Below are 25,697 nucleotides of genomic sequence, written 5' to 3'. Positions count from 1 at the left end.
CCATGCTGACCTTCGCCTATCCCTGGCTGGCCCTGATCACCCCCCTGCCGATAGCGGTCTGGCTGCTTCTGCCCGCCCATGCGAGCAATCGGACAGGCTTGCGCGTTCCGTTCTTCGGTCGTCTTGCGGCGCTCAGCGGTCAAACCCCGCATCTCGGAGGAGTGATTGCGCCACGTCGCACTCTTCCCTTGTTCGTCCTGATTCTCTGCTGGCTGCTGGCTGTGGCGGCGCTCGCGCGCCCGCAATGGATCGAACCTCCGTTGCATCAGGACCGTCCTACCAGGGACCTGCTGCTTCTGGTCGACCTGTCCGGGTCGATGGACACGAAGGACTTCGTCGACGCATCGGGCAAGACCGTCGACCGACTGACGGCGGTCAAGCAGGTGCTCGACGAATTCCTGTCGCGACGCAAAGGCGACCGGGTCGGCGTCGTCGTCTTTGGCGATGCGCCATTCGTCCTCGTGCCGTTTACGACCGATCTCGAACTGAGCCGCGCGTTGCTGCGCGACACCGTCGTCGGAATGGCCGGTCCGCGCACGGCCTTCGGTGACGCGATCGGCCTCGGCATCGGGCTCTTCGACCGCAGTACCGTCAAGGCGAAGACGATCATTGCGCTGACCGACGGCAACGACACCGCCAGCAAGGTCCCCCCCGTAGAGGCCGCAGGTGTCGCGAGGGACCGGGGCATCGTCATCCATACAGTCGCCGTCGGCGATCCCACGGCGGCCGGTGAAGACAAGCTTGACGAGGGCGCTCTCAAGGAGGTCGCCAGTACGACGAAGGGAGGCTTCTTCCGCGCGCTCGACCGATCCCAACTCGCCGAGATCTACCAGCGGCTCGACGAGATCGAGACCCGCAAGATCGATACGGTGAGTTTTCGCCCGAAGCGCGATATTTATTGGATGCCCTTGGCCGCGGGCCTGAGCCTGTCGCTGCTGCTGCAGGCGCTGCGAATGCTGCGGCGCCGATACCTGCGTGCTGCGCTTCGGATCAACGATCTCGCGATCTCGAAGGGGGCGCCATGATCGAAACCCTTTCCGCATTCCACTTCCAGCGCCCACTTTGGCTGTTCGCCTTCCTTCCGGCGCTTGTCCTGGTGCTGCTTGAATACCGGGCCGCTGATACAGCCGGCCGGTGGCGCCGCATCATCGATCCCGAGTTGCTGAAATATCTTCTGGTCGACAATGGCCCCGTGTCACGCATCACCCCCAATGCCGTGCTCTTGGCGGCCTGGACGCTCGCAACCATCGCCGTCGCCGGTCCGGCCTGGCAGCGCGAACCCTCGCCCTTCGCCGATGCGAAGCCGCCGGTCATCATTGTCCTCAAGGTCACTCCGTCGATGATGACGGAAGATCTCGCCCCGACCAGGCTGGACCGGGCTCGCCAAAAGCTCTCCGACCTGCTGAGCCTCCGCGAGGGGGCAGCAACCGGTCTCATCGCCTATTCCGGCTCGAGCCATCTTGTCCTGCCACCAACCCAGGACAGCACGGTGGTGCTGGATCTCGCCAAGGCCCTGTCGCCCGCGATCATGCCCAAGGAGGGCGACGACCTTGCCAATGCACTCGCCTTGGCGCAGCGGGTACTGGCCGGCAACGGGCATGGCGGCTCGATCCTGGTGATGGCCGACACGGTCGCGAGTGATCAGCTTGCCCGACTGGGCGAGACCGCCGCAGTAGCCGCGACCACCATCCTGTCTCTACTACCGGCCAATCTGGATGCAGCCAGCACCGGAGAGGCAGCCCGCGCGCTTCGCGCGACCGTCGTCGCGACCACGCCGGATCAGGTGGACATCACCGCGATTGAGCGCAGGCTCGATCGCGTCGGGCGCACCGCCGACGTCGCTGGCGAAGGACAGCATTGGCAGGAGGCAGGATACTGGCTGACGCCCCTCTTTGCCCTGCTCGCGCTGCTCTGGTTCCGCCGTGGATGGGTGCTGACATGACCCGGCCGATCGTCAAAATGTGTGCCCCCTATGCGCTCATCGCGGCCGTCGCCGTCCTCCTGCTAGCGCTCCTCGCCCAACGCATCGGCTGGCCCAACCTGTTCCTGACTCCGGACCAGCGCGGCCGCATCCTGCTCGATAATGGCCGACCTGCCGACGCAGCCAATGCCTTTCGCAATCCGATCTGGCGGGGCGTTGCCCTCTTCCGCGCGGGAGATTTCAAGAGTGCAGCGCAGGCCTTTGCCGCGGTCGACAGCGCCGAGAGCGCCTATGACCAGGGCAATGCCCTCATCATGCTCGGCCAGTACGATGACGCCATGCAGCGCTACGACCGGGCGCTGACCTTTCGGCCCGGCTGGCCGGAGGCCGTTACCAACCGCGAGATCGCCCGCATCCGCGGCGAGCGCAAGAAGGCGGAAGGCGGGGTCAATGACAACACCGAGTCCAAGCCCGATGAAATCGTCTTCGACAAGACGAAGAAGGGCGGCGAGGACACGACAATCGAGGACCCCGCCCAGGCGATGTCCGATGAGGCCGTGCGCTCGCTCTGGCTCAAAAGGGTTCAGACCCGGCCCGCGGATTTCCTGCGCGTGAAGTTCTCCTACCAGCTTCAATCGCCCGCCTCAGGGACGCAGCCATGATGCGCCATGTGGCGGCTGTCGTCGTTGCGCTCGCGATGGCTATGGCCCCGGCACTGGCGCAAGCCCCCGCTGCGACGCCGCTGGTTCGGACGACGATCGCACCCTCGGAAGGTATCGTGATCGGCCAGCCGGTGCAGCTGCATGTCGAGGTGCTGTTTCCCAGCGAGATGCCACGGCCGCCGCTGGTCAAACTCGCGGAGGCTCCAGGAGCCCAGACCCTGCGTTTCGAAACTCAGGCGATCACGATTCGGGATCGCATCGGCGATCAGGATTATGTCGGTCAGAGATTCGAGTTCGTGATTTTCCCAAGGCGCGGCGGCGATATCCAGGTGCCGGCAGCCGATGTCACCCTTCTCGACCGAGCCGGCGATCCCGTCGGATCGGCCAAGGGACAACAGATACATTTCTCGGTCACCGTTCCACCGGGTATCGACCCTTCCGGTCCGGTTCTTGCCGCATCCGACGTCCGCGTCAGCGAGACCTGGTCTCCCGATCCGGTGTCGTCTTCCTTCAGGGCCGGGAGTGCGATCACTCGCGCAATCCAGCGCAAGGCCACGGGCGTGCCGGCGCTCGGCATGGTCGATTTTCGCTTTACCGCGCCCGAGGGCGTGCGTGTCTATGTCGATCCGCCGGTCGTCGACGACAAGGTCGATCGCGGCTCCGTCGAGGGCTCTCGAACCGACAAGGCCACCTATGTCTTCGAGAAGCCTGGCAGCTATGTTCTGCCGGGTCTCTCGCAGCCCTGGTGGGATACCGACGGCAGGCAAGCCCGGACGGAGACGGTGGCCGGGGTCACGTTGAAAGTCGCCGCGACGGCGGCCGCCCCGGCACAGCAGCCGCCCTGGCGCAACGCCATTGCGAACTGGCGCAAATTCGTCATTCCGGTGCTCGGCGCCGCGCTGGTCCTGCTCGCATGCGCCATGCTCTGGCCCTGGCTGAGCTCCCGATGGCGCAGGCGCGAGCAGAGACATCTCGCCTCGGAGACCTTTGCCCGAAAAACTCTGCGCCGGATTGCCAGCACCGGGGATGCTCCGGCGAGCTATCGTGCGCTCGCGACATGGCTGGAGCGATTGCCCCCAGACGGCAAGGACGCCGCGCGACGGGACAGCCGCTTGCAATCGTTGATCACGCAGCTCGAGCACGCCCTGTTCGGAACGGGCGGCAGTTGGTCAAAACAGAACGGAGCGGAGTTGGCAGAACTGGTCGCACACTTCCCTACGCTCAAGAAGGGCGGCCTCGTCCACGTCTCGCCACCCCTCCCTCCGCTCAATCCGCCCCCTCCGTCGCGGCGCCCTGCGTCTCAAGAGAGTGCATGACTGCGCAATGTAGTGCCGATCATGCCAGCGCCCAGCGTCTCATCGGAAATATCTCGCGGCGGCTGGGCTCCACGCAACCGCACGACAATTCGCCCCGACGGTTCGGAGCCATCGCTCCCATGTGAAATTTCCATGCGATTTCAAAGCGAAGACTGACATGCAGCATCCCCTCAAGGCCCGGTTCCAGCACACGGTCGCCCTCATTGCGACGGTGACCCTCCTTCTCCCGCCGCCCACCATCGCCCTGGCCCAAACCCCGCGAACGGCAGCCGCCTCGACAACCGCGCCGCAGGCAAGCCCGACCCAGTCCTGGCCGCGCACCGTCGCGGATGCCGCGGAGGACATCACCATCTATCAACCGCAGATCGAGAGCTGGCGGGGAGATATCCTCGAAGCCCGCTCGGCCGTGTCGATCCAGCGTCCCGGCAGCCAGGCGCCGACGCTGGGCGTGATCTGGATGAAGGCGAGAACCTCGGTCGACAAGGAAAGCGATCTCGTCTCGCTGGATGGCATCGAGCTCACCAGGGCGAATTTTCCCTCGGACACCGCCAATTCCAACGCCTATCTGACGACGTTGCGCGAGCATGTCCCCGGTGGCCTGCGCACGATCTCGCTATCTCGCCTGCAGGCCAGTCTTGCCGTCTCCGAGGCCGAGACCGACCAGACGCAGGCTGTGCGCAACGAGCCCCCCAAAATCGTCTACAGCGAAACACCGGCCCTGCTCGTCCTGATCGACGGCAAGCCCCAGCTACGCCAGGTTGCCGGCAGCAAGCTGCTGCGCGTGATCAACACACCCGCCCTGATCCTGTTCGACGAGGCTGCCGGCGTCTACTACCTGCGCGCGCTGAAGACGTGGTGGAATGGCAAGGCGCCTGAAGGTCCCTGGGCCGTGGCGCCACAGCCTCCGGCCAGTCTGGCCGGCGCGTTGAAGGCAGCCGGGACCCAGGTCAATCTGATGGACACGCCGCCAGTGGACATCGAGGCAGCAGTTGCAGGCCGGGCGATCCCGACCCTGCATGTCAGCCTCGGACCGGCGGAGCTGATCCAGACGGCGGGTCATCCGGAATATCTGCCGATTCCGGATACGCAGCTGCTCTATATCAAGAACACCAGCAGCCATGTCGTCATCGACGTCGCCAGCCAGGAGAACTATGTCCTGATCTCCGGGCGCTGGTTCAGCTCCAAATCGCTTTCCAACGGCCCTTGGAGCTTCGTTGCGGGCGACAAGCTGCCAGCGGATTTCGTCAAGATCCACGACAGCCACCCGAAGGGCGCCGTGCTGGCCTCGGTGAGCGGCACGGTCCAGGCCCAAGACTTCGGTAACGGGGCCGTCTCAGTCAACTGGATTTTGGCGCAGATCATCGTTCGGCCGCTCTGATCGCGCGGTCGCGTGGCGATCCACATTGGCCGACACCGTCCAGCCTGGCTGGCTACGCGGCCTCGCCCTGAGATCTCCCCGGGTTCATGCTTCGGTCCGTGGTCAGCGCGACGGCTGCCAACATGATGCTGGTCCAATACGGCGTCCGATGTGCCTATCTCATAGGCGCGCTCGACCGAGGTCGGCGACAGTCCTGACCACGGCATCAATCGGAACCGCGTCCCGGTGGGGACCTCGAAGGCCTGCGCTCAGGCAGGCATCAACGGCAGCTTGCGACCACGCGAACGGCGGTCAGGCCGACATGGCGGCCGGGGGAACGTCGGATTGGAACACCGTGCCATCACTCCACATCCGGTGCAGAATAGACCCTATCCGCCGCGCCAGCGCGACCATTGCACGCTTCGTACCCCTGCGCTTCGCCACCTGTGCCGCCCAGCTTCTCAGCCATGATGAGCGCCCACGGTTCATCATGACGGTGGCCGCCTGGCAAAGTGCTCTTCGGAGATTTGCGTCACCGGCGCGGGTGATGCCGCCCGAGACGTCGCGCTCGCCGGATTGGTTGCGCGATGGCGTCAGGCCGACCCAGGGTCCCACTTTTTTCGATGAAGAGAACCGCGTCGGATCATCAACCGCGGATCGGAAGGTCAAGCCGACGACAGCGCCGATGCCGGGCATCGTCATCAGGAGGCGGCAGATGGGGTCTTCCTGCGCAAGGAGCCGGACCTGTCGCTCGAGCCCGGCGAGTTCGTGGCGCAAGCTGGCGCGCGCCCGGAGCATGGGCGCTGTTGCGGCCTCCAGCATGGCATTGCCTTCGGCAAGTTCACGAATGCGGACGTCGAAGCGACCGCGGGAGATCGCGCCTACCTTCAAGCCGAAGTTCCTCAGCAGACCCCGCAGCGACGGTTCCAGCGCGATCATCCCCTGCTGAATCGCCTTGCGGGCGCCCAGAAGGGCGCGGACTTCCTGCGCCGAGATGGATTTGCAGTGCACCGGGCGGAACCATCCGAGGTGAAGCAGCCGAGCAATCCCCTCGGCGTCACGACGATCGGTTTTGATCGGCATTGCCTTGAGCGCGCCCTTCACCTGGCGGGTCTCCATCAAAACCACATCCAGTCCGACGTCAGTGAGCCCGCGATGCAGCCACTGCGACAAAGGGCCGGCCTCCAGCCCTATCGTTGCAACCGTTCCGCCCAACGCCAGCACATATCCCGCCACGGCCTCTGGGTCACTGGCGACCTGCGCTTCCTTCACGATCTTGCCGTGCTCGGTGATGGCGCAGACCGCAGTCTTCGCCAATGACACATCCAATCCGATGAACAGCCACATCCCGTAATCCTCCACCTTCAGGGTCGGTACGGGAACGGCGACAGCTTGCCCTTCTAGACGCAAGTGGCAATGGGCAGCGCGCGACGCAGGCCCCGTTACAGCATCTCCCTGATCGACAATCAGATCCCGCAGACCGCGACGGTCGACCGCAAGAAGGCGAAGGTGAGCGTTCGCTATGACGGGAAGCCAGACCTGAAACCGATCGAAGGCACCAGCCTCGAATATGTCGCCAATGCCGCGATACCGGTGATCAAGGCCGGCAGTTCCTATTATGCAGTCCAGAACGGTGTCTGGTTCGTCGCGAACAGCGCGGCCGGCCCCTGGACTGTCGCGACCGAAGTCCCGGCAGCGATCTACGCTATTCCGCCGAGTTCGCCCCTGCATTTCGTGACCTATGTCAGGGTCTACAGTTCCACCCCCGAGACCGTCTATGTCGGATATACCCCGGGCTATTACGGCACGGTCACCGCACCGGGCGGCGTCGTCGTCTACGGCACCGGCTATGTCTATCCGGCCTGGATCGGATCGGCCTGGTATCCGGCACCTCTGACCTATGGATATGGCACGGCTTTCGCCTGGGGCGCGGTGTCCGGGTTCACCCTGGGGGCCATTGCCGGCGCGGCCTGGGCCGGTGGCGCCTGGGGCTGGGGCGGCGGCTGGGGTTGGGGCCACAACAATGTGGTGATCAACAACTTCAATACGTTCAACCAGTTCAACTTCAACCACGCCAACATCTACAACCGCTGGACGAACAACTCGGTGCATAGCCGCATCGACACCCGCATCGCCAACCGGGKCGGGCTCACGCCCGGCCAGCGCGCCAATCTCGGCAACGCACGCGCCAATCTGAATGCGCAGGGCGGCCTGGGCGAGCGAGCTGGCAATCTGCGCCTGAATGACGGGAACATCCGTCAGAACGCCGGCTCGCCCGCAACCACCCACGCGCGAATGACCACTACGCGGGTCGCAACGGTGAGGTCTTCCGCCGCGGGAGCAATGGCTGGGAGCAGCATCAGAACGGTCGCTGGGCCAATGCCGGTGGCGGAGAGATCCGTAATCTCGACCGTGAGCAGATCGGCCGGTTCCATGGCGAGCGGATGGAAAACTTCCGAGGAGGCGGTGGATTCGCGGAGGCTGGCGGTTTCCGTGGCGGTGGCGGCTTCCACGGCGGCGGCTTCACCGGCGGCGGTGGGTTCCATGGCGGAGGAGGTTTCCGTGGCGGCGGATTCCATGGTGGTTTCCGTCGCTAGCGGAGACGCTGGTGCGGCCACGGCCGGCCGCATCCGGCCATTGCGCCTTCACCGCATCGCCCCCGGTCCCGTTCGCGGCAAGCTGTTTGCTTGTCGCGTCCGGCATGGCAGGTTGCCATCCGCCGGACAGGGAGATGCGACGCGATGGAGCTGAAGTGGCTGGAGGACTTTGTGAGCCTCTCGACAACCTTGAGTTTCTCGCGCTCGGCCCGTGAGCGCAACGTCACGCAATCTGCCCTGAGCCGCCGCATCCGGCAGCTCGAGAGCTGGCTCGGCCTGTCCTTGTTCGACCGCAGCAGCTACCCGATCGGCATCACGGAGGAGGGCAAAATCTTCCTGCCGCGGGCGCGTGAGATCCTGAAGCTGGTCCAGACCTCGCGACAGGAGGCGCGCCAGCAGCATGAAGACACGGCCGAAGTGCTGGTCTTCGCCACGCTCAACACCTTGTCCCTGACCTATTTCCCCGGCTTCATCAGGCGCATCGAGGAGCGGCTTGGGTCGGTGAAGACCCGTTTCTGCGACCAGTATTCGTCCTATGACGGCAATGTCGCGGTCCTGAACCAGGGCGAATGCGATTTCCTGCTGACCTATGCGCATGAGACCGTGCCGCTGCTGCTCGATCCCGCTCGTTTCATCTATCGCCGCCTTGGCTCCGAGCGCGCGATCCCGGTCTCGATCGCCGGCGCCGATGGCAGGCCGGTGCATGCTCTCCGCCCCACAGGAGAGCCCGTCCGAATGCTCAGCTACGGCAGCTGCTCGTTCTTTGCCCGTCGTCTGGCCAAGCTCTTCGCCGATCGGCCCGCCCCTCACGTCACCGTCTACGAGAACCCGATGTCGGTCGGCCTCAAGGCGATGGTTTTGGCTGGGCGCGGCATGGCCTGGATCCCGGAAAGCCTTATTACCGAGGAGCTGCGCAGCGGCGTGCTCGTGCCGGCGGCCGATCCCTCCTGGGAGCTGACCGCCGAAATCCGCCTCTACCGTGCCGCATCGCCAAGCCGGCACGGTGCCGAGCTTTTCTGGGCCGCCGTCGATGAGAACATGCCCCTGAGTGCGCCGGACGCACCTGTGCGCCCGATGCCGGGCAGGCTCTCCTATGCGCGGCCCGTCGCGACCAATGCGGGGGACAGGAAGTTGAGATTGGCTGCTGCGTCGATGCCGGCGAGCTGATCATAGAGCGTCGCGATCTCGGCCTCGTTCATCGTGGCCGCACAGCAATCGAGGAATTTTGACTCGCGATCCATGTCGTCGAAGGGGTCCGCAATCGAGCCCTTTGCCTCCGAGCGTTCGACGGTCAGCGTTCGCCCGTCCGCAAGCCGCACGGTCACACGATGCGGCAGGCGCCCGGCAGCGGCCTCCTCGCTCTTGTCATAGGCCCTCATGACCGTGCGCGGCAGAAGTTCGCGCACGGCCTGGCGCTGCACCGCCTCGGGCGTGAAATCGGCCAGCGACAAGCGGTCCTGCAGGAGCGCGAGCGCGACGCAGTAATGCATCGAGAAACGGGCCTGCATCTCGTCTTCCGGGTCGGGATAGGCGAGGTTACGCGCATTCGCGATACCGACCAGCGTCTCCACCGCAAGCACGTCCCCGCTCGTGAAGCCATGTTCGGCCTTCAGCCCGAGGATCGCGTCCACCGTGTAATGCGTGGAGCCGCAGCAGGGATGGCGCTTGGGGATGAGGCCCTCGCTCTCGATGACATGCGGCTCGGCAATGGCTATCCCGGCCCATCCCGCCGCGCTCGCGTCGCCGAACAGTTCGGCCACCCCCATCGGGCATTCCAGAATGTCGAGACGACCTGTCATGCCAGCCGCCGCAAGCGCAGCCGCGTCAACGGCATTGCGGGCGGCAAGCCCCGCATGCAGCGGCTTTGCCGGGGTCCCGAACTGCCCCTTGGGCCCGGCCGCCATGCTTGCCGCTACGCTCATGGCGCGCGCGATGCCCGCCGCATCGAGTCCCATCAGCCAGGCCGTGCCTGCTGCAGTTCCGATAGCCCCCACCGTCGAGGTCGCGTGCCACCCGAGCGTGTAATGCGCCGGATTGATGCCTCGCCCGACTATCGCCTGCGCCTCGAGCCCGACGAGATAGGCGTCCACGAAGCTGCGCCCGTTCGCGGCTCGACCATGCGCGACGGCAAGCAGGGCCGGCACGAGCACGGCCGAAGCATGGGTGATGCCCGGCCGGAAATTGTCGTCGTAATCGAGAGCATGCGCCGCCGTGCCGTTCACCAGGGCGGCGACGGCTTCCGATGCCCTGCCGCCACCAATGACGGCGGCTGCACCGGACGGCCCGATGCTGGCGGCGAAAGCCGCACGCACCGACTGCGTCGCCTGATCGTCGGCGCCGGCAATCATGCAGCCGATCGTATCGGCGATCGCATGACGCGCACGCGTCCGCGCCAGAGGAGCGAACCCAGGTCCGGACCGGCTCCAGGCCGCAATGCGTTCGATGGCACTCGACATAGGCTCTCCAGATCTGCGACGAGTACGACGAGAAGGGCCAGCGCGTCCGTCAGCCCACGCGCGCGTTGAGGATGAGGCGCAGCAGGCGCCCGAAGGCGAAGCGGTTGACCTCCTCGCCCTTCTTGTCGGTGTTGACGCGGTGCACGATCACCAGGTCGAGCGAGGGAATGACGAGGCAGTACTGCCCGCCGACGCCCTGGGCGCTGTAGCTGCCATCCGGCAGCACGACGCCCGGAAAACCAGCACCGGACCGCGACACCCACCACATATAGCCATAGCCGCCACGCGGGCCTGCATCCGAGAGCGGCAGGACACTGGTCGCCACCCAGTTGGCCGGCACCACCTGCCGGCTGCGCCAGCGGCCTCGCCGCAGGAACATCAGGCCGAAGCGGGCGAGATCGCGCGTCGACATCCGGAACGGATAGGCCGGGTGCACGGAGCAGTCGTCCGGCTCGATCCAGCCGTCGCGACGTTCCTCGTCGAAGCGGAAATCCTGCATGCCGAGCGGCCCGGCGATGCGCCCCTGGAAGTCATCATGGATGCCGGCACCGGTGAGCGCGCCGAAGATCGTGCCGAGAGCGTTGAAGTCCCAGTTGTTATAGGACCAGAAGGCGCCCGGCGCGTGCGAATGGCGCGGCTCCTTGATCGACTTCATCCAGGCCGATTCATACCCGGCCGGGTGAAAGATGCCCGAGCGCGCAGTTAGCAGGTCGTAGATCGTGGCCGCCTTCTCGCGTTCGCTCAGGCCGTCCTTGTCGTCGACTCCGAGCTGCGCCAGGCTGCGCGACAGGTCGATCGTGCCTTCGTCCTCATGGATACCGATGAGAGCGCTGAGGAAGCTCTTGCGGATCGAATGGCACTGGTAACGATGGGCGAGATCGCCGCGGCTCGCGACAACCCGGCCGCCCTGCACGATCATCAGCGTCGCAGTCGCGATCGTGTCGGCATAGCTCCAGACGCGGTCGAGGCCATCCGCGGACCAGCCCGCATCAGCGGGGTTTACCGCACTCCAGTCCTCATTCGGCCAGGCCGCATCCGCAACCTGTCCGTCCCCCGAAACGTCTTTGCGCATGGAAAAATCGCCTCCCCTGAGGATTGCAGTCACGAGGCCGGCCGGTACCCCGTGCTCGCCTCCAGGAATTCCCGCGTGTAAGGCTCGGCGGCGCGGCCGGCGCGCACGTCCTCGGCGCTCATCTCCTCGATGATGCGTCCTTCGCTCATCATGCCGACGCGCTCGCACAGATGCGTCACCACCGCGAGGTCGTGACTGACCATCAGATAGGTCAGGTCGCGGGCACGCCGGAGCTGCTTCAGCAGGTTGAGGATTTCGGCCTGGACCGAAACATCGAGCGCCGAGGTCGGCTCGTCGAGGAGCAGCAGTTCGGGCTCGATGATGAGTGCGCGTGCGATCGCGACGCGCTGGCGCTGGCCGCCCGAAAGCTCATGCGGGAAGCGATAGCGGAACGACGGCCCGAGCCCGACGGCCGATAGGATTTCGTCGATGCGCTCCTGATGCCGGTCGAACCCGTGAATCCGGAGAGGCTCGGCCAGGACGTATTGCACCATCTTGCGCGGATGAAGCGAGGCATAGGGGTCCTGGAAGACCATCTGCACCCGACGAAAAAAGCTCTTGTCGCGCTGGCGCGGCACCACCGTGTCGCGGAACCTGATCGTGCCCTCGTAATCGCGGTTGAGCCCGACGAGCGCACGCAGGATCGTCGACTTGCCGCAGCCGGACTCGCCGATCAGCCCGAAGGCTTCGCCGTGCCCGAGCGTGAAGGAGACATCGTCGACCGCGGTCATCGCGGCTGCGCCGCTGCCGAAGATGATGTTGAGATGGCTGACTGCGAGGGCGGTCTGCTGCGCAGCCCCAGAAGCGTTCGTGGCCGGAGCACTCATGTCGCCACTCCGCTGCGGATCGTCGGACCGTCGAGCCAGGCCGGGTCGCGGCTCGGGACCTGGAGCATGTCGGTGGCGCGGTCGAGCCGCGGCAGGCTGTCGAGCAGCGCGCGCGTATAGGGGTGGCGCGCATTGCGCAGGTCGCGCGCGGCGATGTCCTCCATGATCCGGCCGGCATACATGACCAACACGCGGTCGCAGAAATCGGCGACGAGGTTGAGGTCATGGCTGATGAACATCAGGCCCGCGCCACGCCGCGTGACGAGCTCGTCGAGAATGGTCAGGACCTGCCTTCGCACCGTCACGTCGAGGGCCGAAGTCGGCTCGTCGGCAATGATCAGGTCCGGCTCGGGAATGAGCATCATGGCAATCATGATGCGCTGCCCCATGCCGCCCGAAACCTCGTGCGGGAAGAGCTGGTAGACGCGGTCGGGATCGCGGATCTTCACCGCCTCGAGCATGGCCAGCGCCCGCGCTTCGGCCTCGCGCCGGCCGACCTTGTGATGCAGGCGGTAGGCTTCGGTGATCTGCTGGCCGACCCGCATCAGCGGGTTGAGCGAGAATTTCGGGTCCTGCAGGATCATCGAGATGCGGTTGCCTCGAATGCTCCGCATCTGCCGCTCGCTGGCGGCGAGCAGGTCGATGCCGTCGAAGGAGAGCCGCCTGGCGTCGATATGTGCGGCCTTCGGCGTCAGCTTCAGCACCGTGCGCCCGGTGAGCGACTTGCCCGAACCGGACTCGCCGACGATACCGACCTTCTCCCGGCCGACGTTGAACGAGATGCCCCGGACCGCCTGGGTGGTGCGATGAGCCCCCTTGAAGGACACGAAGAGGTCCTCGACCTCGAGCAGCGGCTTAGCCATGACGCGGATCCAGGATATCGCGCAGGCCATCCCCGAAGAGGTTGAAGGCGAGGCTGGTGATCAGGATGGCGGTACCGGGAATGGCCGCAATCCAGCCATTGGTCAAAATGAACTCCCGGCCGGAAGCCAGCATGGCGCCCCATTCCGGGCTCGGCGGCTGCGCACCGAGGCCGAGGAAACCGAGCCCCGCAGCGGTGAGGATGATCGCTGCCATGTTGAGCGTGAGGCGCACCACGACAGAGGGAATGCACATCGGCACGACATGGCCAAGGATGATGCGCAACGGCGAGGCTCCCTGCAGCCGCACGGCGGCAATATAGTCCGACTTGCGGATCGACAGGGTTTCCGCGCGGGCAAGCCGGGCGATCGGTGGCCAGGCGGCGAGCGCAATCGCGATGATGGCGTTCTCGATGCCCGGGCCGAGCGCGGCGACGAAGGCGAGCGCCAGCACCAGGCTCGGGAAGGCCAGGAAGACATCGACCACGCGCATCAGCACGATATCGACCCAGCCGCCGAGATAACCGGAGGTGGTGCCGATGATCAAACCGAGCGGCGCGACGATGATCGCCGTCAGCAAGGCAATGTAGAGCGTGATGCGGGCGCCGAAGACGAGCCGGCTGAAGATATCGCGGCCGAGTTCGTCCGTGCCGAGCCAATGCGCCGCCGACGGCCGCATCAGCCGCTTGCCGAGATCCTGGGCATAGATGTCATGCGTCGCGATCAGCGGCGCAAACAAGGCCGCCAGCACGATGAGTACGATGACGGCCAGCCCGAACAGCGCCGACGGGTTGGCCTTGAGCCGCCACCATTTCAGGGACAGCTGCTGCATACGCGCCTGGAATGGCGAGGCCGGAACGGGAGCCGTAAGCCAGGCCTTGAGGCCTGTGCCGGACGTTTCAAGAGGGGGAGCGGACATGGCGTGCCTTCACCGGGTGCGCGGGTCGAAGACCCGGTAGAGCAGGTCGCAGAGCAGATTGAGCGTGACGAAGATGACGCCGACGAGCAGCGTGCAGCCGACCACGGCATTCATGTCGCCCGCGAGCAGGGCATTGGTCAGGTAGCGGCCGAAACCGGGCCAGGCGAAGACCGTCTCCGTGAGCACCGCCCCTTCCAGCAGGAAGGCGTAGGAGAGCGCCACGACGGTCACGACCTGCACGGCGATATTGCGAAAGGCATGGCCCCAAACGGTGCGCGACCAGGACAGCCCCTTGACCCGCGCCGTCACCACATATTCCTGGCTCAGCTGCTCGATCATGAAGCTGCGCGTCATGCGGCTGATATAGGCGAACGCGCCGAAGGCCAGGATCGAGGCCGGCAGGATGATGTGCGAGAAGGCGTTGCCGAACATCTCCCAGTTGCCCGCCATGGCACTGTCGATGAGCAGGAAGCCGGTCACATGCTCGAGGTCGAACTCATAGGTGAAGTCGATGCGCCCCGGCCCCGCCACCCAGCCGAGCGTGGCGTAGAACAGGACGAGCCCCATCAGGCCGAGCCAGAAATTGGGGGCGGAATAACCGATCAGCCCGACGACGCGTGACAGCTGGTCGATCCACGTATCGCGGTACATGGCGGCGAGCACGCCCATCGGAATGCCGAGCCCCGTACCGATGATGATCGCCACGCTGGCGAGCTCGATCGTCGCCGGGAAGACGCGGGCGATGTCTTCCATCACCGGTTTCCCGGTGGTCAGCGCCGTCCCGAAATCGAGATGCAGGATGCCCCAGACATAGCGCGCGAACTGCACCCAGAGCGGCTGGTCGAGACCGAGCTGCCGGTACATCGCGTCATAGGCTTCCTGGGTCGCGTTGTCGCCGAGCACCGCGGCAACGGGATCAAGCGGCAGCAGGCGACCGATGAAGAAGGTGAGCGCCGCGAGCCCGAACAGGGTCACGGCAACGGAAATGATGGTCCTTCCGGTTGCCCAGACCCAGGACGGAAGACCCTTCCGCCCTGGACTCGCAAACCGACGGGAGCCGACCTCGGCGACTTCGGACACCAGCCAGCCTTACTTGCTGGTTCGGGCGTAGTAGGTCTTGAAGCCGGTCCAGCTCCAGTCCTTCAGGTCCTTGCGGACACCCGCGATGTTGTACATCTGGAACATGAAGGCCATCGGCCCCTTGGCCATGACGTCCTTCTGAATCTCGGCGTAGAGCGCGTCGCGCTTGGCCGTGTCGGCTTCCAGCAAGGCTTCGTCGATCTTGGCGTTGAGCGCCAGGTCCTGATACGACGAACGCCAGCTCGGATATTGCGTCTGCTTCGCCTCGGCCCGGTTGTCGGGATTGAAGACGAGGCGCGAGGCATTCCCATGCGCATCCGGCACGCCGGTCTGCCAGGCCAGCATCGCCGACTGGAATTCGCGGCCGCGAACCTTGCTGAACAGCTGGGCATTGGCCATCCGCTCGAGCGACAGCTTCACGCCGATCTTGGAGGCGTTCTGCTGCACGCTTTGGGCGATCGGCGCCGAATGCGGCAAGGTGCCGAAGATCAGGCTGGCTTCGAAACCGTTCGGATAGCCCGCCTCGGTCAGGAGCTGCTTGGCCTTGTCGAGGTCGAGCTTGAAGGGCTGGCCCTCCTTCTCGTCCAATGCGCCGACCGCTCCAAGCTGCGCGAAGCTCGCCCGCGGCACCCCGAGATAGGTCATGATCGTCTTGCCGAGACCGTCATAGTCGATCAGGTAGCGCATCGCGAGGCGCACCTTCTCCTTGGAGAAGGGGCCGTCCGCAACGTTGAAGTTCCAGAAGAACAGCTGCGGCCGCAGAACCTTGAGGATCGAGACATCCTTCGAGGCTTCGAGGTCCTTGACGTCCTCGGGCGTCAGGTCACGCGCGACGTCGACGTCGCCCTGCCCCAGCAGCAGGCGCTGGGTGCCGGCTTCCGCGACATGCCGGATCAGCACGCGCTTCAGCGCCGGAGCCTTGCCCCAATAGCCCTCGTTCGCCTCGAGCACGATGGACTCGCCCGCGTTCCAGCGCGTCAGCTTGTAGGGGCCGACGCAGGCCGTGCGGGTGCCGAGATACTTATTGCCGAGATCACCATTCTGCTCATTGGCCATGATGGTCTTCATGTCCATCACGGCAGCGACGCGGTTGGCGGCGATCGCCTGCAGGATCAGCGTCGTCGGATAGGCCTTGTCGAGCTTGAACACGACCGTATTGGCATCCGGCGCCACGATGCGCTGATCGACCGTGTCCTTGGTGAAGCCGTATTCGGTCAGGGTCGCGGCATTGCCGAAATTGAGTTTGACCACGCGGCGCAGCGACCAGAGGACATCCTCAGCGGTCACCGGATTGCCGGACGGGAACTTGGCGCCCTTGCGCAGGTGGAAGGTGATCTCCTTGCGATCCGGCGAGACGTCCCAGCGCTCGGCGAAGAGCGGGACAACCTTGCGCTCGTCGGCCGGGTCGAAATCGACCAGCGTGTCGCAGGTGTTCTGCAGGATCTCGTTGGTCACGACCTCGCCGACCTGGGCCGGATCGAAAGTGCTGATCGCGTCGATATTCCACGCCATCACCAGGGCGTTCTTCGGCGTGGCGGCGCCGGCCGTCGTGGCAGCAGCGCAAACGGCCGCCGCAGCGGCGACGCTGGAGAGAAGATACCGCGCGGCGCGAGGCGCGCGCGTCTCCGTCGACTGGTCTTGCTTGGCCATGGTCAGTTCCCGCTCTCGTGATTGTTCTTGGTCAAGACTTGCTGTGGTCGCTAGGCCTGCGCTGTGTCTCCCGCGCAGGCCCGGCTGAAAGGCTCAGGCGGCTTCGGGCCGCGGCTGGATCGGCGGCTTCACCTCGGCCGGGATCGGGCAGATATAGGGCGTCCTGGTCGTCCGCTCCTGGTGATCCTTCTTGGCGCGCGCCAGCAGCGTCTCGTCGCTCATCACGTCGACGGCCGTACCGGCCATGATCTTGGCGGCATGAACCATGCCCTTATGCGCGGCCGGGGCCTTGCCTTGCGCCGTGATCTGCCAGGAATGGCCGGGCGTGCCGATGGCATGCGTCGCGACGCGTGCCTGGATGGTCGGCACCTTCCAGCTGACATCCGCGACGTCGGTCGAGCCGACCATCGGCACGCCTCTGGCATCCCTGGGGATCACGAAATCGCAGAGCGGGGTGTTCTCGCGCGGCGCGACGCCGGTGCGGCGATAGTCGTTCAGGATGTCGGCCTCGCTCAGCGTCGCCTGGATCTGGGCGGCGTAGGCGCGGTCGGCATCGTCGAACGGCACGGGCCCGAGGCGCTGGATGTTCTGGAACATCGCCTCTTCGAGCGGCGTATTGCCGAGCATGTTGGAAACCGCGCTCATGATCGAGATCGAGACCTTGGTCTCGGTCATCAGCGCCGCCCCCTCGGCGACTTTCTTGACCCGTTCATTGAGCTCCAGCATGCCCGCGAGATCGCGGGCGCGGATCGCATAACGTACCTTTGCCGAAGCCTGCACGACGTTCGGCGCGATACCCCCGGAATCGAGCATGGCATAGTGGATGCGGGCATCCGACGGCATGTGTTCGCGCATGTAGTTGACGCCGACATTCATCAGCTCGACGGCATCGAGTGCGCTGCGTCCCAGATGCGGCGCCGCCGCCGCGTGCGAGGCGCGGCCGGTGAAGTGGAAGTCCATGCGCGTATTGGCGAGCGACAGCGCCTCGTCGACCCGCGTCATCGACGCCGGGTGCCAGGTGATGGCGACATCGACATCGTCGAAGGCGCCGGCACGCACCATGAAGGCCTTCGCTGCGCCACCCTCTTCCGCCGGGCAGCCGAAATAGCGCACCCGCCCGGGGCGCCCCGTCTCGGCAAGCCAGTCCTTGAGCGCGGTCGCGGCCAGCAGCGCGGCCGAGCCGAGCATGTTGTGGCCGCAGCCATGGCCATGTCCGCCACCCTCGACCGGGCGCGGCTCGGCGATATTCGCCTCCTGGCTCAGGCCGGGCAACGCATCATATTCGCCGAGGAAGGCGATCACCGGGCCGCCCTCGCCCGCTTCGCCCATCACCGCAGTCGGAATGCCGGCGACATTCTCGGTCACGCGGAAGCCCTGTTCCTTCAGCATCGCCGTATGCTCGGCGGCCGAGCGGTACTCGGTATAGGCGATCTCGGGCATGCCCCAGACCCGGTCGCTCAGCGCCTCGAAGGGCTGCCGCTTGGCATCGACCAATTGCCAGATCGTCTCTGAATTACGCATGGCGTCCTCTCGTATTCCAGATGCTGTCACAGATGCTTACGCAGAAAGCGTGCGACGGCCCCGAAGACCGTGCGCCGGTTCTCGATCCGGGCGAAGCCATGGCCCTCATGCGGGATGCGGACATACTCGACCGGATGGCCGCGGCCGCGCAGCACCGAATAGATCATCTCGCTCTCGCCGGGAGGCACACGCGGATCGTCGAGCCCCTGCGCGATAAACAGCGGCGCGCGAATATGGCCTGCCTTGTGGATCGGCGAGAAGCGGATCAGGTCGTCCCGATCGGCAACGAGATCGCCATATTCGACCGCGCGCAGATACTTGCGCCACGGCCCCGTGGTTTCGAGCATCGTCAGGAAATTGGCGATGCCGTAGAACTCGACGCCGACCTTCCACAATTCGGGTTGTTCGGTCAGCGCGGCGAGCACCATGAAGCCGCCATAGGAACGCCCATAGACCGCGACGCGCTCGTCATCGACCTCCGGTTGTTCGCGCAGCCACAACCGCACCGCCTTGAGGTCCGCGACACTGTCCATGCGCAGATGCTTGTCGTCGAGATGCTGGTAGGCGCGGCCATAGCCGGTCGAGCCACGCACATTGGGGGCGACGACCATGATGCCTTGGCTCAGGAAGAACTGCAGGTCGGCCCGGAAGATCGGCGTCCACTGCGCTTCCGGTCCGCCATGCACCACGACCACGGCCGGATAGCCGCCCGCCGGAGCCTTGCTCCGCGGCCGGTAGACGAAGAAGGGCACTTCGAGACCGTCGAAGCTCGCGGCGCGCTCGACGCTCGGCTCGACAAAGCTGCTTGAATCGAGACCTGCCTTGGATGCATCCGTCAGCCGCGTTGCCGTGCGGGTAGCCACATCGAAGCGCCAGATATCCGGAGACGAGGTCGCACCATCGAGCGGGAACACGAGGCCGCTGCCGTCGGGAACCCAGGCCACCGAGCCGATGGTCCCGCGCGGCAAGCCGGCGACCTCGAACTCCTCGGCCGTCGCGAGATCACGAATGAAAACGCGGTTCCAGCCTTCCTCGTTCGCCACATAGGCGAGGCGGCCCTGGTCAGGCGCGAGCGCGATCGCCTCGATATCCTGCTTCTCCCGCTCGACGATCCAGGTGACGCGCCCCTCGGCCAGTGCACAGAAGGCGACACCGAGATGCTCGCGCCCCTGATCGGACACGAAGAAGAAGCCGCTGCCATCCTTCTTCATGCGGCTGACGACATAGCGCGCGCGGCCCTCATGCGGCAGCAATGGCGTGAGGCTGCCAGTCTCGAGATCGAGGCGATGCAGGTCCTGATCGCTCATCGAACGCGTGGCGTTGGCGACGAGCAGCGACTTGCCATCGGGGAAGAAGGCGACCGCCTCACGATAGCCGGAGCCTTGATGGACGCGCTTGGCGGTGCGCGTAGCGAGTTCCATGACGTAGACGTCCATATGCTCGCAATCGCGGGCATTGGAGGTGAATGCGATGCGTTGTCCGTCCGGCGCCCAGGCGCCCCAGGCATGCACGACCGTCGGATCGTCGGTAAGCGGCTCAGGCACTCCGGAGGCGCCCGGCACCAACCAGAGTTGGTGCCGCTCGTCGCCACCGCAATCCATCGTGAAGAGGAGGTCGCGGCCCTTGGGGTTGAAGGAGATCGCGCCGATCGGCTCCGGCATATCGGTCAGGCGCCAGGGCGCTCCGCCCGCGAGCGGCCGCAGCCAGATCTGGTGCGTGCCACTCTCGTCGCTGAGATAGGCCAGCAATTCGCCGTCGGGCGCGATGGCGGGGCTCTTTGCGCTCCGGACCTCGAGATAGGGCTCGATGCCGATGCGAATCTGGTTTGCGGCCTCGTACATGGGCTCTCCCTCAGGCCGCCTGGGCCAGCATCACATCGCGCAACCGGTCCGTTGCCTCGCGCAGGGCTTGCGACAACGCCGGCGCACTCGGCGTCGCTGCGTGGTTCGCTTCGGTCACGATCGTGAACCGGGCTTCGGGCCAGGCCTTTTTCAGCTGCCAGGCCGTGCTCATCGGCGTCACCGTATCGTAGCGCCCCTGCACGATCTCGGCCGGCAAATGGCGGATGCGACCGATGTCGCTCAGCAATTGGCCGGAGGGAAGGAAGGCCCCGTTCATGCAGTAATGCGTGAAGATCCGGGAGATCGCGAGCGCGGCGTCGGTGTCGGTCAGCGTCGCGACATGGTCCGGGTCGGGCAGGAACGTCTGGGTCTGCGCCGAAAAGGTCCTGAGGCTGACCGCCGCTGCAGCACGCAACCCGGCATCGTCGCTGGTCAGGCGCTTGTAATAGGCCAAGAGCAGATCATGACGCTCCGCCGCCGGCACGAATTCGGCAAAAGCCTCCCAATGATCCGGGAAGATCATACGCGAGCCCTGGAACCACCAGTCGATCTCCGAGCGCTGCGCCATGAAGATGCCATGCAGACGGAAGCCGAGACAGCGCTCGGGATGGCTCTGGCCGTAGGCGAGCCCAAGACAGCTGCCCCAGGACCCGCCGGTGACGAGCCAGCGCTCGATGCCAAGATGGCTGCGGATACGCTCCAGATCGGCGATCAGGTCCTGCGTCGTGTTGCCGTCGAGTTCCGCATGCGGGGTCGATTTCCCGGCACCGCGCTGGTCGAAGGTCACGATATTGAAGACGGCAGGGTCGAAGGTCCGGCGCTGGGCCGGCTTGGTGCCGCCGCCCGGACCGCCATGCAGAAAAACGACCGGAATGCCGTCCGGATTGCCGCTGGTCTCAACATGGAGTTCATGCGCGCCCCCCACCGCAAGCCGAAAAGCGCGGTAAGGCTCAAGCGCGGGGTAAAGAACGTCATCGTAGGCCGACACGCCTTGCTCCAACGAAAAACGCGCTGAAGCCAGCGCTCAACCATCTCGATGACCTAACGATGCCACGCTCGGCCCGATGCTGGCTAATGCAATTTGGGTTCGATGTTATGCGCCTGTGGAATAGTTTTGCAGCATACCCGTCCCCGACCTCCTGTTGCCTTGGGCGCCGCGGCCAGCCGCGCGGGCAGGCTCTTATTTCCGCTGAGGCAAAGGCCCTCGCCATGTCCCCAGCAGCATATCGAGAAAGCGCTCCGCAGCCGGAGCAAGGCGAACGCCGCGGCGACGCACCACGCCAATGGTCCGCGAGACCTCCGGATCGCGGATCGGGCGCGTCACGATGATGGGATGCTCTCCGGTCGGCGTTGCAAGGCGCGGCAAAACCGAGATGCCAAGCCCGGCTTCGACCAGCCCCAGCGAGGTCGACAGATGCGTGACTTCGAAGGACCAGTCCAGCCGCACGCCGACCCGTACCAGGGCCGCGTCGAGGATGGCGCGATTGCCGCTCGCCCGGCTGACGGTGACCAGTGGATGCCCTTCGAGATCGGCCCAGCCGAGCGATGGCTTGCTCGCCAGGATATGGTCGCGCCGGCAGGCGAGGACGAACGGGTCTTCGAGCAGCGGCTCGAAGCTCAGATCGGGATCGGAGCCGCCGAGCAGATTGATGCCGAATTCGACCTCGCCGCGCGCCACGCTCTCCAGGCCATCATTGGCCGAGAGGTCGAGGATCCGGAACCGAATATTGGGATACTGCTCCGAGAAGCGCGCGATCACCGAGGGCAGGAAGTAAAACGCGGCCGTCGGCACACAGGCGAGCGCGATCTGCCCTGCTCGCCTCGTGCCAAGATCGCGCATCGCGAAGATCGATGAATCGAACTCGTCCAGCATGCGCCGCACCAGCGGCAGCATCTCGCGCCCGACCATGGTCAGCGCCACGCGCCGCGTCGTGCGTTCGAGCAGGGCCGCGCCGACCGCTGCCTCGAGCCGCTGGATGCGCCGGCTCAGCGCCGGCTGCGACATGTTGAGGGCCTCTGCGGCGCGGTGGAACCCCTCCAGTTCAACCACCGCGATGAACGCGCGCAGATCAAGCGCTTCGAAATTGATGCTCATGGCGCATCAATAACACCGATCTCTGCATTTCACAGAGGTTTCACGATCTGGGATGAGAGCCCGTCACTCACCGCTGGACGCCGCCCTTGCCCGATCCGCTCAAGCCCACTCATGCACGTGCCCTGCGCATTCCCTGCGTGCTGATGCGCGGCGGCACATCCCGCGGCCCGTTCTTCCTGGAAACCGATCTGCCGGCTGACCCGGAGGCGCGCGACCGCGTGCTGCTCGCAGCAATGGGGTCGCCTCACACGCTGCAACTCGACGGGATCGGGGGCGGCAATTCGCTGACCAGCAAGGTCGCCATCGTCGGCAACGCGTCACGCCCGGATGCCGATATCGATTACCTCTTCGCCCAGGTCGCAGTCGACCGGGCTCATGTCGATCTCGGTCCGAACTGCGGCAACATGCTCTCCGCCATCGGCCCCTTCGCCATCGAGGCCGGCCTCGTGCCGGCATGCGATGGTGAGACGATGGTTCGGATCTACAACCGCAATACCGCCTCGCTGATCGAGGCGGTGGTGCAGACCCCCGGCAAACGTGTCGAGTATGACGGCACAACCGCGATCGACGGCGTTTCAGGCACTGCAGCCCCGATCAAGCTGACCTTCCTCGAAGCCGTCGGTTCCAAGACCGGCTCCCTGCTGCCGACCGGCAAGCCGCGCGAGTTGATCGATGGTGTGCCGGTCACGTTGATCGACTATGCCACGCCGATGCTGCTCGTCCGCGCTACCGATTTCGGCCTTGCCGGTGACGAGATGCCGGCGGAGCTCGACGCGAATACGGCCCTGCTGGCGCGGCTGGAGGAGATACGGCGCGAGGCGGGCAGGCGCATGGGTCTTGGCGACGTCGCCGGCCGGGTCATTCCCAAGATCGGACTGCTTTCGACGGCCCGCCAGGGCGGCAGCCTGACCTCACGCTATTTCACGCCGGACCGCTGCCATCGCAGCCATGCCGTCACCGGCGCACTCTGCATCGCCGTCGCCAGTCAGGTCGCCGGCAGCGTTGCGCAAGAGGTAGGTCTCGCGGACGCCGCCTCGCTGGTGACGATCGAACATCCGAGCGGCCGTATCCAGGTCGACCTCGCTCTCGACGCATCTGGCCAGGTTGCCAGAGCCAGCCTGGTGCGCACCGCGCGCCGTATCTTTGAAGGCCATGTCATCGTCCCCGCCAGCGCGATTGGCGCGCTGCCAGAAGGGACTGCAATCGGAGGAAATTCCCATCATGACACCGACGCGTCGCCACTTCTGCAGCCTGCTGACGACTGCAGCCGCCAGCGCCTGTCTGCCTGAGCTGGCATTCGCTCAGGCAGCATTTCCCGAGCGGCCGATGCGCCTGCTGGTGCCTTACGCGGCCGGCGGCGGAACGGACGCGATCGCGCGTCTGGTCGCCCAGGGCGTTGGAGAAAAGCTCGGCCAGTCACTGGTCGTGGAGAATAACGGATCGGCCGGCGGCAACCTGATCACCGCACAGGCCGCCACCTCTCCCGCGGATGGCTACACGGTGCTGATGGCCAATCAGGGCCCGATGGTGGTCAACCCGCACCTGTTCAAGAACGTCAAGGTCGATCCGCTGACGGCCTTCGACCCGATCACCCTGATTTCCGCAGCTCCGCTGGTCGTCGTCGTGGCGCAGAATTCGCCCCACAAGACGATCAAGGACCTGATCAGCTTCGGCGAGAAGAATCCGGGCAAACTGACCTACGGCTCTGCCGGCAACGGTTCGGCCAGCCACCTGGCCACCGTTCTGCTGGCGCAGATGGCGCAGTTCACAGCCGTGCACGTGCCCTATCGTGGCGCAGGCCCGGCCCTGACCGACCTCCTCGCCGGCCAGTCCGATTTCATGATCACCACCGTGCCGTCGGTTCTCGGGCTGATCGAAGGCAGCAAGGTGCGCGCGCTGGCGGTGACCGGCAAGGAGCGGGCCAAGCTCTTCCCGGAGGTGCCCTCGGTCGCAGAAAGCGGCTGGGCCGGTTACGAGGCGACAGCCTGGTATGGTTTCGTCGTGCCGAAGGGGACGCCGAAGGATGTCGCTGCAAAGCTCCGCACCGCCACGGTGGAGGCCATCAACGACGCGACCATCCGCGAACGGCTGAAGAACGAAGGCGCCGAGCCGATCGGCAATACGCCGGCCGAGTTCGCTGCGATGATGGAAGCGGAGTCGAAGCGCTGGGCCGGCATCATCAAGCAGGCCCAGATCGCGGTAAACTAGGCCCGAGACGGGCCAATCCATACAAAGACCTGCGTCACGGCCCGCCAGCGGCAGGCCGTGACGCAGCGTACTTATCCAGCCTGAGCGATTCCGGGCCTAGCTCTCGCCTCTTTGCGGCAGGCGAGGCAGCAGGATCGTAAGCAGCCCCAGCAGCGGCAGGTAGGAGCAGACGCGGTAGACGAAGGCGATACCGTGCGTATCGGCGAAGTTGCCAAGCAGGGCCGCTCCAAGTCCACCCGCGCCAAAGGCAAAGCCGAAAAACACGCCGGCGATCAGGCCGACACGGCCGGGCACGAGTTCCTGTGCGAAGACGACAATCGCAGAGAATGCCGAGGCGAAGATCAAGCCGATCACGACGCTCAGCACGCCGGTCCAGAACAGGCTCGCATAAGGCAGCAGCAGCGCGAACGGGATCACACCCAGGATCGAGAACCAGATCACGAAACGCGCTCCGAACCGGTCCCCGATCGGCCCACCCAGAAAGGTCCCGACTGCGGCTGCACCGAGGAAGAGAAACAGCATCAGCTGCGCATCGCGCATGCCGAGCTGGAACTGGTCGATCACGTAAAAGGTGAAATAGCTCGAGATGCTGGCCATGTAGACATTCTTGGTCGCGGTCAGCAGCACGAGGATGAGGAACGCCAGTGCGACGCGCCCCTGCGGCAACGGCAGCGTGCGACTGACGGCAGGACGGCTGGCATTCTGGCGGCGATGACCGGCATACCAGGCCCCGACCCAGCCGAGCACGATCATGCCCAGCATCGCTATGGCCGAGAACCACGCCACACTGCCCTGGCCGAATGGCAACACCACGAAGGCCGCGAGCAGCGGTCCGATGGCCGAGCCCATATTGCCGCCAACCTGGAAAAGCGATTGCGCCAGGCCGTGGCGGCCGCCGGAGGCAAGGCGAGCCACCCGTGACGCCTCCGGGTGGAAGATTGCGGAACCGAAGCCGATCAGGCTCGCCGCCATGAGCAGCATCGCAAAGCTATGCGCATTGCCCAGCAGGATCAGTCCGGCGCAGGTGCAGGCCATCCCGGCCGGCAGCGAATAGGGCATCGGCCAACGATCGGTCACCATCCCGACGACCGGCTGCAGCAGCGAGGCCGTGACCTGGAAGGTCATGGTCAGCAGTCCGATCTGGACGAAATCGAGAGCGTAGTTTGCCTTGAACAGCGGGTAGAGCGAGGCAAGAAGCGATTGCATCACATCGTTGAGCAGGTGGCAGAAGCTCACCGCCAGCAGGATCGATGTCGTCGTCTTCTCGAAACGGGACCTGGTCCCGGGGAACGCTGCAACCATCTCAATTCGTCTC

General features: G+C 65.5%; 21 protein-coding genes and 1 pseudogene. 9 read left to right on the top strand and 13 right to left on the bottom strand.

Going from position 1 to position 25,697, the window contains the following annotated elements; genetic code table 11:
• Positions 1-2: 2 nt before the first annotated feature.
• The 5 genes from AC1DGP_RS10080 (at position 3) to AC1DGP_RS10060 (ending at position 5,277) form a co-directional block, all read left to right on the top strand.
• On the top strand, positions 3-1,025 hold the full coding sequence (locus AC1DGP_RS10080) for a VWA domain-containing protein (protein WP_441506942.1): 1,023 nt from the start codon (positions 3-5) through the stop codon (positions 1,023-1,025).
• On the top strand, positions 1,022-1,942 hold the full coding sequence (locus AC1DGP_RS10075) for a VWA domain-containing protein (protein WP_441506941.1): 921 nt from the start codon (positions 1,022-1,024) through the stop codon (positions 1,940-1,942). The genes AC1DGP_RS10080 and AC1DGP_RS10075 overlap by 4 nt, the downstream gene beginning before the upstream one ends.
• Positions 1,939-2,583 carry a tetratricopeptide repeat protein gene (locus AC1DGP_RS10070; protein ID WP_441488127.1) on the top strand — a complete coding sequence of 215 codons (645 nt, stop codon included), beginning with the start codon at positions 1,939-1,941 and terminating at the stop codon, positions 2,581-2,583. Before AC1DGP_RS10075 ends, AC1DGP_RS10070 begins: the two co-directional genes overlap by 4 nt.
• Positions 2,580-3,899 (top strand): BatD family protein, encoded by a 1,320-nt coding sequence (locus AC1DGP_RS10065; protein WP_476832069.1) that lies wholly within the window; start codon positions 2,580-2,582, stop codon positions 3,897-3,899. The genes AC1DGP_RS10070 and AC1DGP_RS10065 overlap by 4 nt, the downstream gene beginning before the upstream one ends.
• 157 nt (positions 3,900-4,056) lie before the next feature.
• Positions 4,057-5,277 (top strand): hypothetical protein, encoded by a 1,221-nt coding sequence (locus tag AC1DGP_RS10060; RefSeq protein WP_476832068.1) that lies wholly within the window; start codon positions 4,057-4,059, stop codon positions 5,275-5,277.
• Between the two features lie 291 nt (positions 5,278-5,568).
• Here the strand turns inward: AC1DGP_RS10060 and AC1DGP_RS10055 are convergent, their stop codons facing one another.
• Entirely contained in the window at positions 5,569-6,603 is a 1,035-nt protein-coding gene (locus AC1DGP_RS10055) for an IS110 family RNA-guided transposase (RefSeq protein WP_476832067.1), read from the bottom strand.
• Between the two features lie 69 nt (positions 6,604-6,672).
• Between AC1DGP_RS10055 and AC1DGP_RS10050 the strand changes: the two genes are divergently transcribed.
• Both AC1DGP_RS10050 and AC1DGP_RS10045 read left to right on the top strand, forming a co-directional pair.
• A complete protein-coding gene (locus tag AC1DGP_RS10050; RefSeq protein ID WP_476832066.1) occupies positions 6,673-8,007 on the top strand; it encodes a hypothetical protein in 1,335 nt (444 codons plus the stop codon).
• A gap of 17 nt (positions 8,008-8,024) precedes the next feature.
• Positions 8,025-9,020 carry a LysR family transcriptional regulator gene (locus tag AC1DGP_RS10045; protein ID WP_441504497.1) on the top strand — a complete coding sequence of 332 codons (996 nt, stop codon included), beginning with the start codon at positions 8,025-8,027 and terminating at the stop codon, positions 9,018-9,020.
• Here AC1DGP_RS10045 and AC1DGP_RS10040 read toward each other — a convergent pair.
• The 11 genes and pseudogenes from AC1DGP_RS10040 to AC1DGP_RS09990 all read right to left on the bottom strand — a co-directional run bounded on the left by AC1DGP_RS10040 (position 8,945) and on the right by AC1DGP_RS09990 (position 22,174).
• Positions 8,945-10,309 (bottom strand): MmgE/PrpD family protein, encoded by a 1,365-nt coding sequence (locus tag AC1DGP_RS10040; RefSeq protein WP_441504496.1) that lies wholly within the window; start codon positions 10,307-10,309, stop codon positions 8,945-8,947. The genes AC1DGP_RS10045 and AC1DGP_RS10040 overlap by 76 nt on opposite strands.
• A 49-nt stretch (positions 10,310-10,358) precedes the next feature.
• Positions 10,359-11,381 carry a serine hydrolase domain-containing protein gene (locus tag AC1DGP_RS10035; RefSeq protein WP_441488122.1) on the bottom strand — a complete coding sequence of 341 codons (1,023 nt, stop codon included), beginning with the start codon at positions 11,379-11,381 and terminating at the stop codon, positions 10,359-10,361.
• A 29-nt stretch (positions 11,382-11,410) separates the two neighbouring features.
• On the bottom strand, positions 11,411-12,208 hold the full coding sequence (locus AC1DGP_RS10030; protein ID WP_441488121.1) for an ABC transporter ATP-binding protein: 798 nt from the start codon (positions 12,206-12,208) through the stop codon (positions 11,411-11,413).
• Positions 12,205-12,993: pseudogene (locus AC1DGP_RS10025) on the bottom strand (ABC transporter ATP-binding protein); the annotation flags it as partial. The gene AC1DGP_RS10030 and the pseudogene AC1DGP_RS10025, both read right to left, overlap by 4 nt.
• Positions 12,994-13,063: 70 nt before the next feature.
• Positions 13,064-13,987, bottom strand: a complete 924-nt coding sequence (locus tag AC1DGP_RS10020) for an ABC transporter permease (RefSeq protein ID WP_441504495.1) — start codon at positions 13,985-13,987, stop codon at positions 13,064-13,066.
• A gap of 9 nt (positions 13,988-13,996) precedes the next feature.
• Entirely contained in the window at positions 13,997-15,070 is a 1,074-nt protein-coding gene (locus AC1DGP_RS10015; RefSeq protein ID WP_441504516.1) for an ABC transporter permease, read from the bottom strand.
• Positions 15,071-15,076: 6 nt separating this feature from the next.
• Positions 15,077-16,717: an ABC transporter substrate-binding protein gene (locus tag AC1DGP_RS10010; RefSeq protein ID WP_441488118.1), complete on the bottom strand. Its 1,641-nt coding sequence runs from the start codon at positions 16,715-16,717 to the stop codon at positions 15,077-15,079.
• Between the two features lie 93 nt (positions 16,718-16,810).
• Entirely contained in the window at positions 16,811-18,238 is a 1,428-nt protein-coding gene (locus tag AC1DGP_RS10005; protein ID WP_476832065.1) for a M20 family metallopeptidase, read from the bottom strand.
• 26 nt (positions 18,239-18,264) lie between these two features.
• Positions 18,265-20,079 carry a S9 family peptidase gene (locus tag AC1DGP_RS10000; RefSeq protein ID WP_441504493.1) on the bottom strand — a complete coding sequence of 605 codons (1,815 nt, stop codon included), beginning with the start codon at positions 20,077-20,079 and terminating at the stop codon, positions 18,265-18,267.
• Positions 20,080-20,089: 10 nt separating this feature from the next.
• Positions 20,090-21,067: a prolyl aminopeptidase gene (pip, locus tag AC1DGP_RS09995; RefSeq protein ID WP_441504492.1), complete on the bottom strand. Its 978-nt coding sequence runs from the start codon at positions 21,065-21,067 to the stop codon at positions 20,090-20,092.
• Positions 21,068-21,259: 192 nt separating this feature from the next.
• Positions 21,260-22,174: a LysR family transcriptional regulator gene (locus AC1DGP_RS09990; RefSeq protein WP_476775636.1), complete on the bottom strand. Its 915-nt coding sequence runs from the start codon at positions 22,172-22,174 to the stop codon at positions 21,260-21,262.
• Positions 22,175-22,260: 86 nt separating this feature from the next.
• Here AC1DGP_RS09990 and AC1DGP_RS09985 point away from each other — a divergent pair, with 86 nt between their 5' ends.
• Together AC1DGP_RS09985 and AC1DGP_RS09980 are read left to right on the top strand one after the other, a co-directional pair.
• On the top strand, positions 22,261-23,463 hold the full coding sequence (locus AC1DGP_RS09985; RefSeq protein WP_476770900.1) for a 4-oxalomesaconate tautomerase: 1,203 nt from the start codon (positions 22,261-22,263) through the stop codon (positions 23,461-23,463).
• Positions 23,396-24,382 (top strand): Bug family tripartite tricarboxylate transporter substrate binding protein, encoded by a 987-nt coding sequence (locus tag AC1DGP_RS09980; RefSeq protein ID WP_441504489.1) that lies wholly within the window; start codon positions 23,396-23,398, stop codon positions 24,380-24,382. The genes AC1DGP_RS09985 and AC1DGP_RS09980 overlap by 68 nt, the downstream gene beginning before the upstream one ends.
• 96 nt (positions 24,383-24,478) lie before the next feature.
• Here AC1DGP_RS09980 and AC1DGP_RS09975 read toward each other — a convergent pair whose 3' ends face one another.
• Positions 24,479-25,684 carry an MFS transporter gene (locus AC1DGP_RS09975; protein ID WP_441488111.1) on the bottom strand — a complete coding sequence of 402 codons (1,206 nt, stop codon included), beginning with the start codon at positions 25,682-25,684 and terminating at the stop codon, positions 24,479-24,481.
• Between the last annotated feature and the right edge of the window lie 13 nt (positions 25,685-25,697).

The sequence above is a fragment of the Allobosea sp. 05T433 genome, from assembly GCF_056396065.1.
Note: the sequence above shows the minus strand (reverse complement) of the source record. Positions and strands in the feature narration are given on the sequence as shown.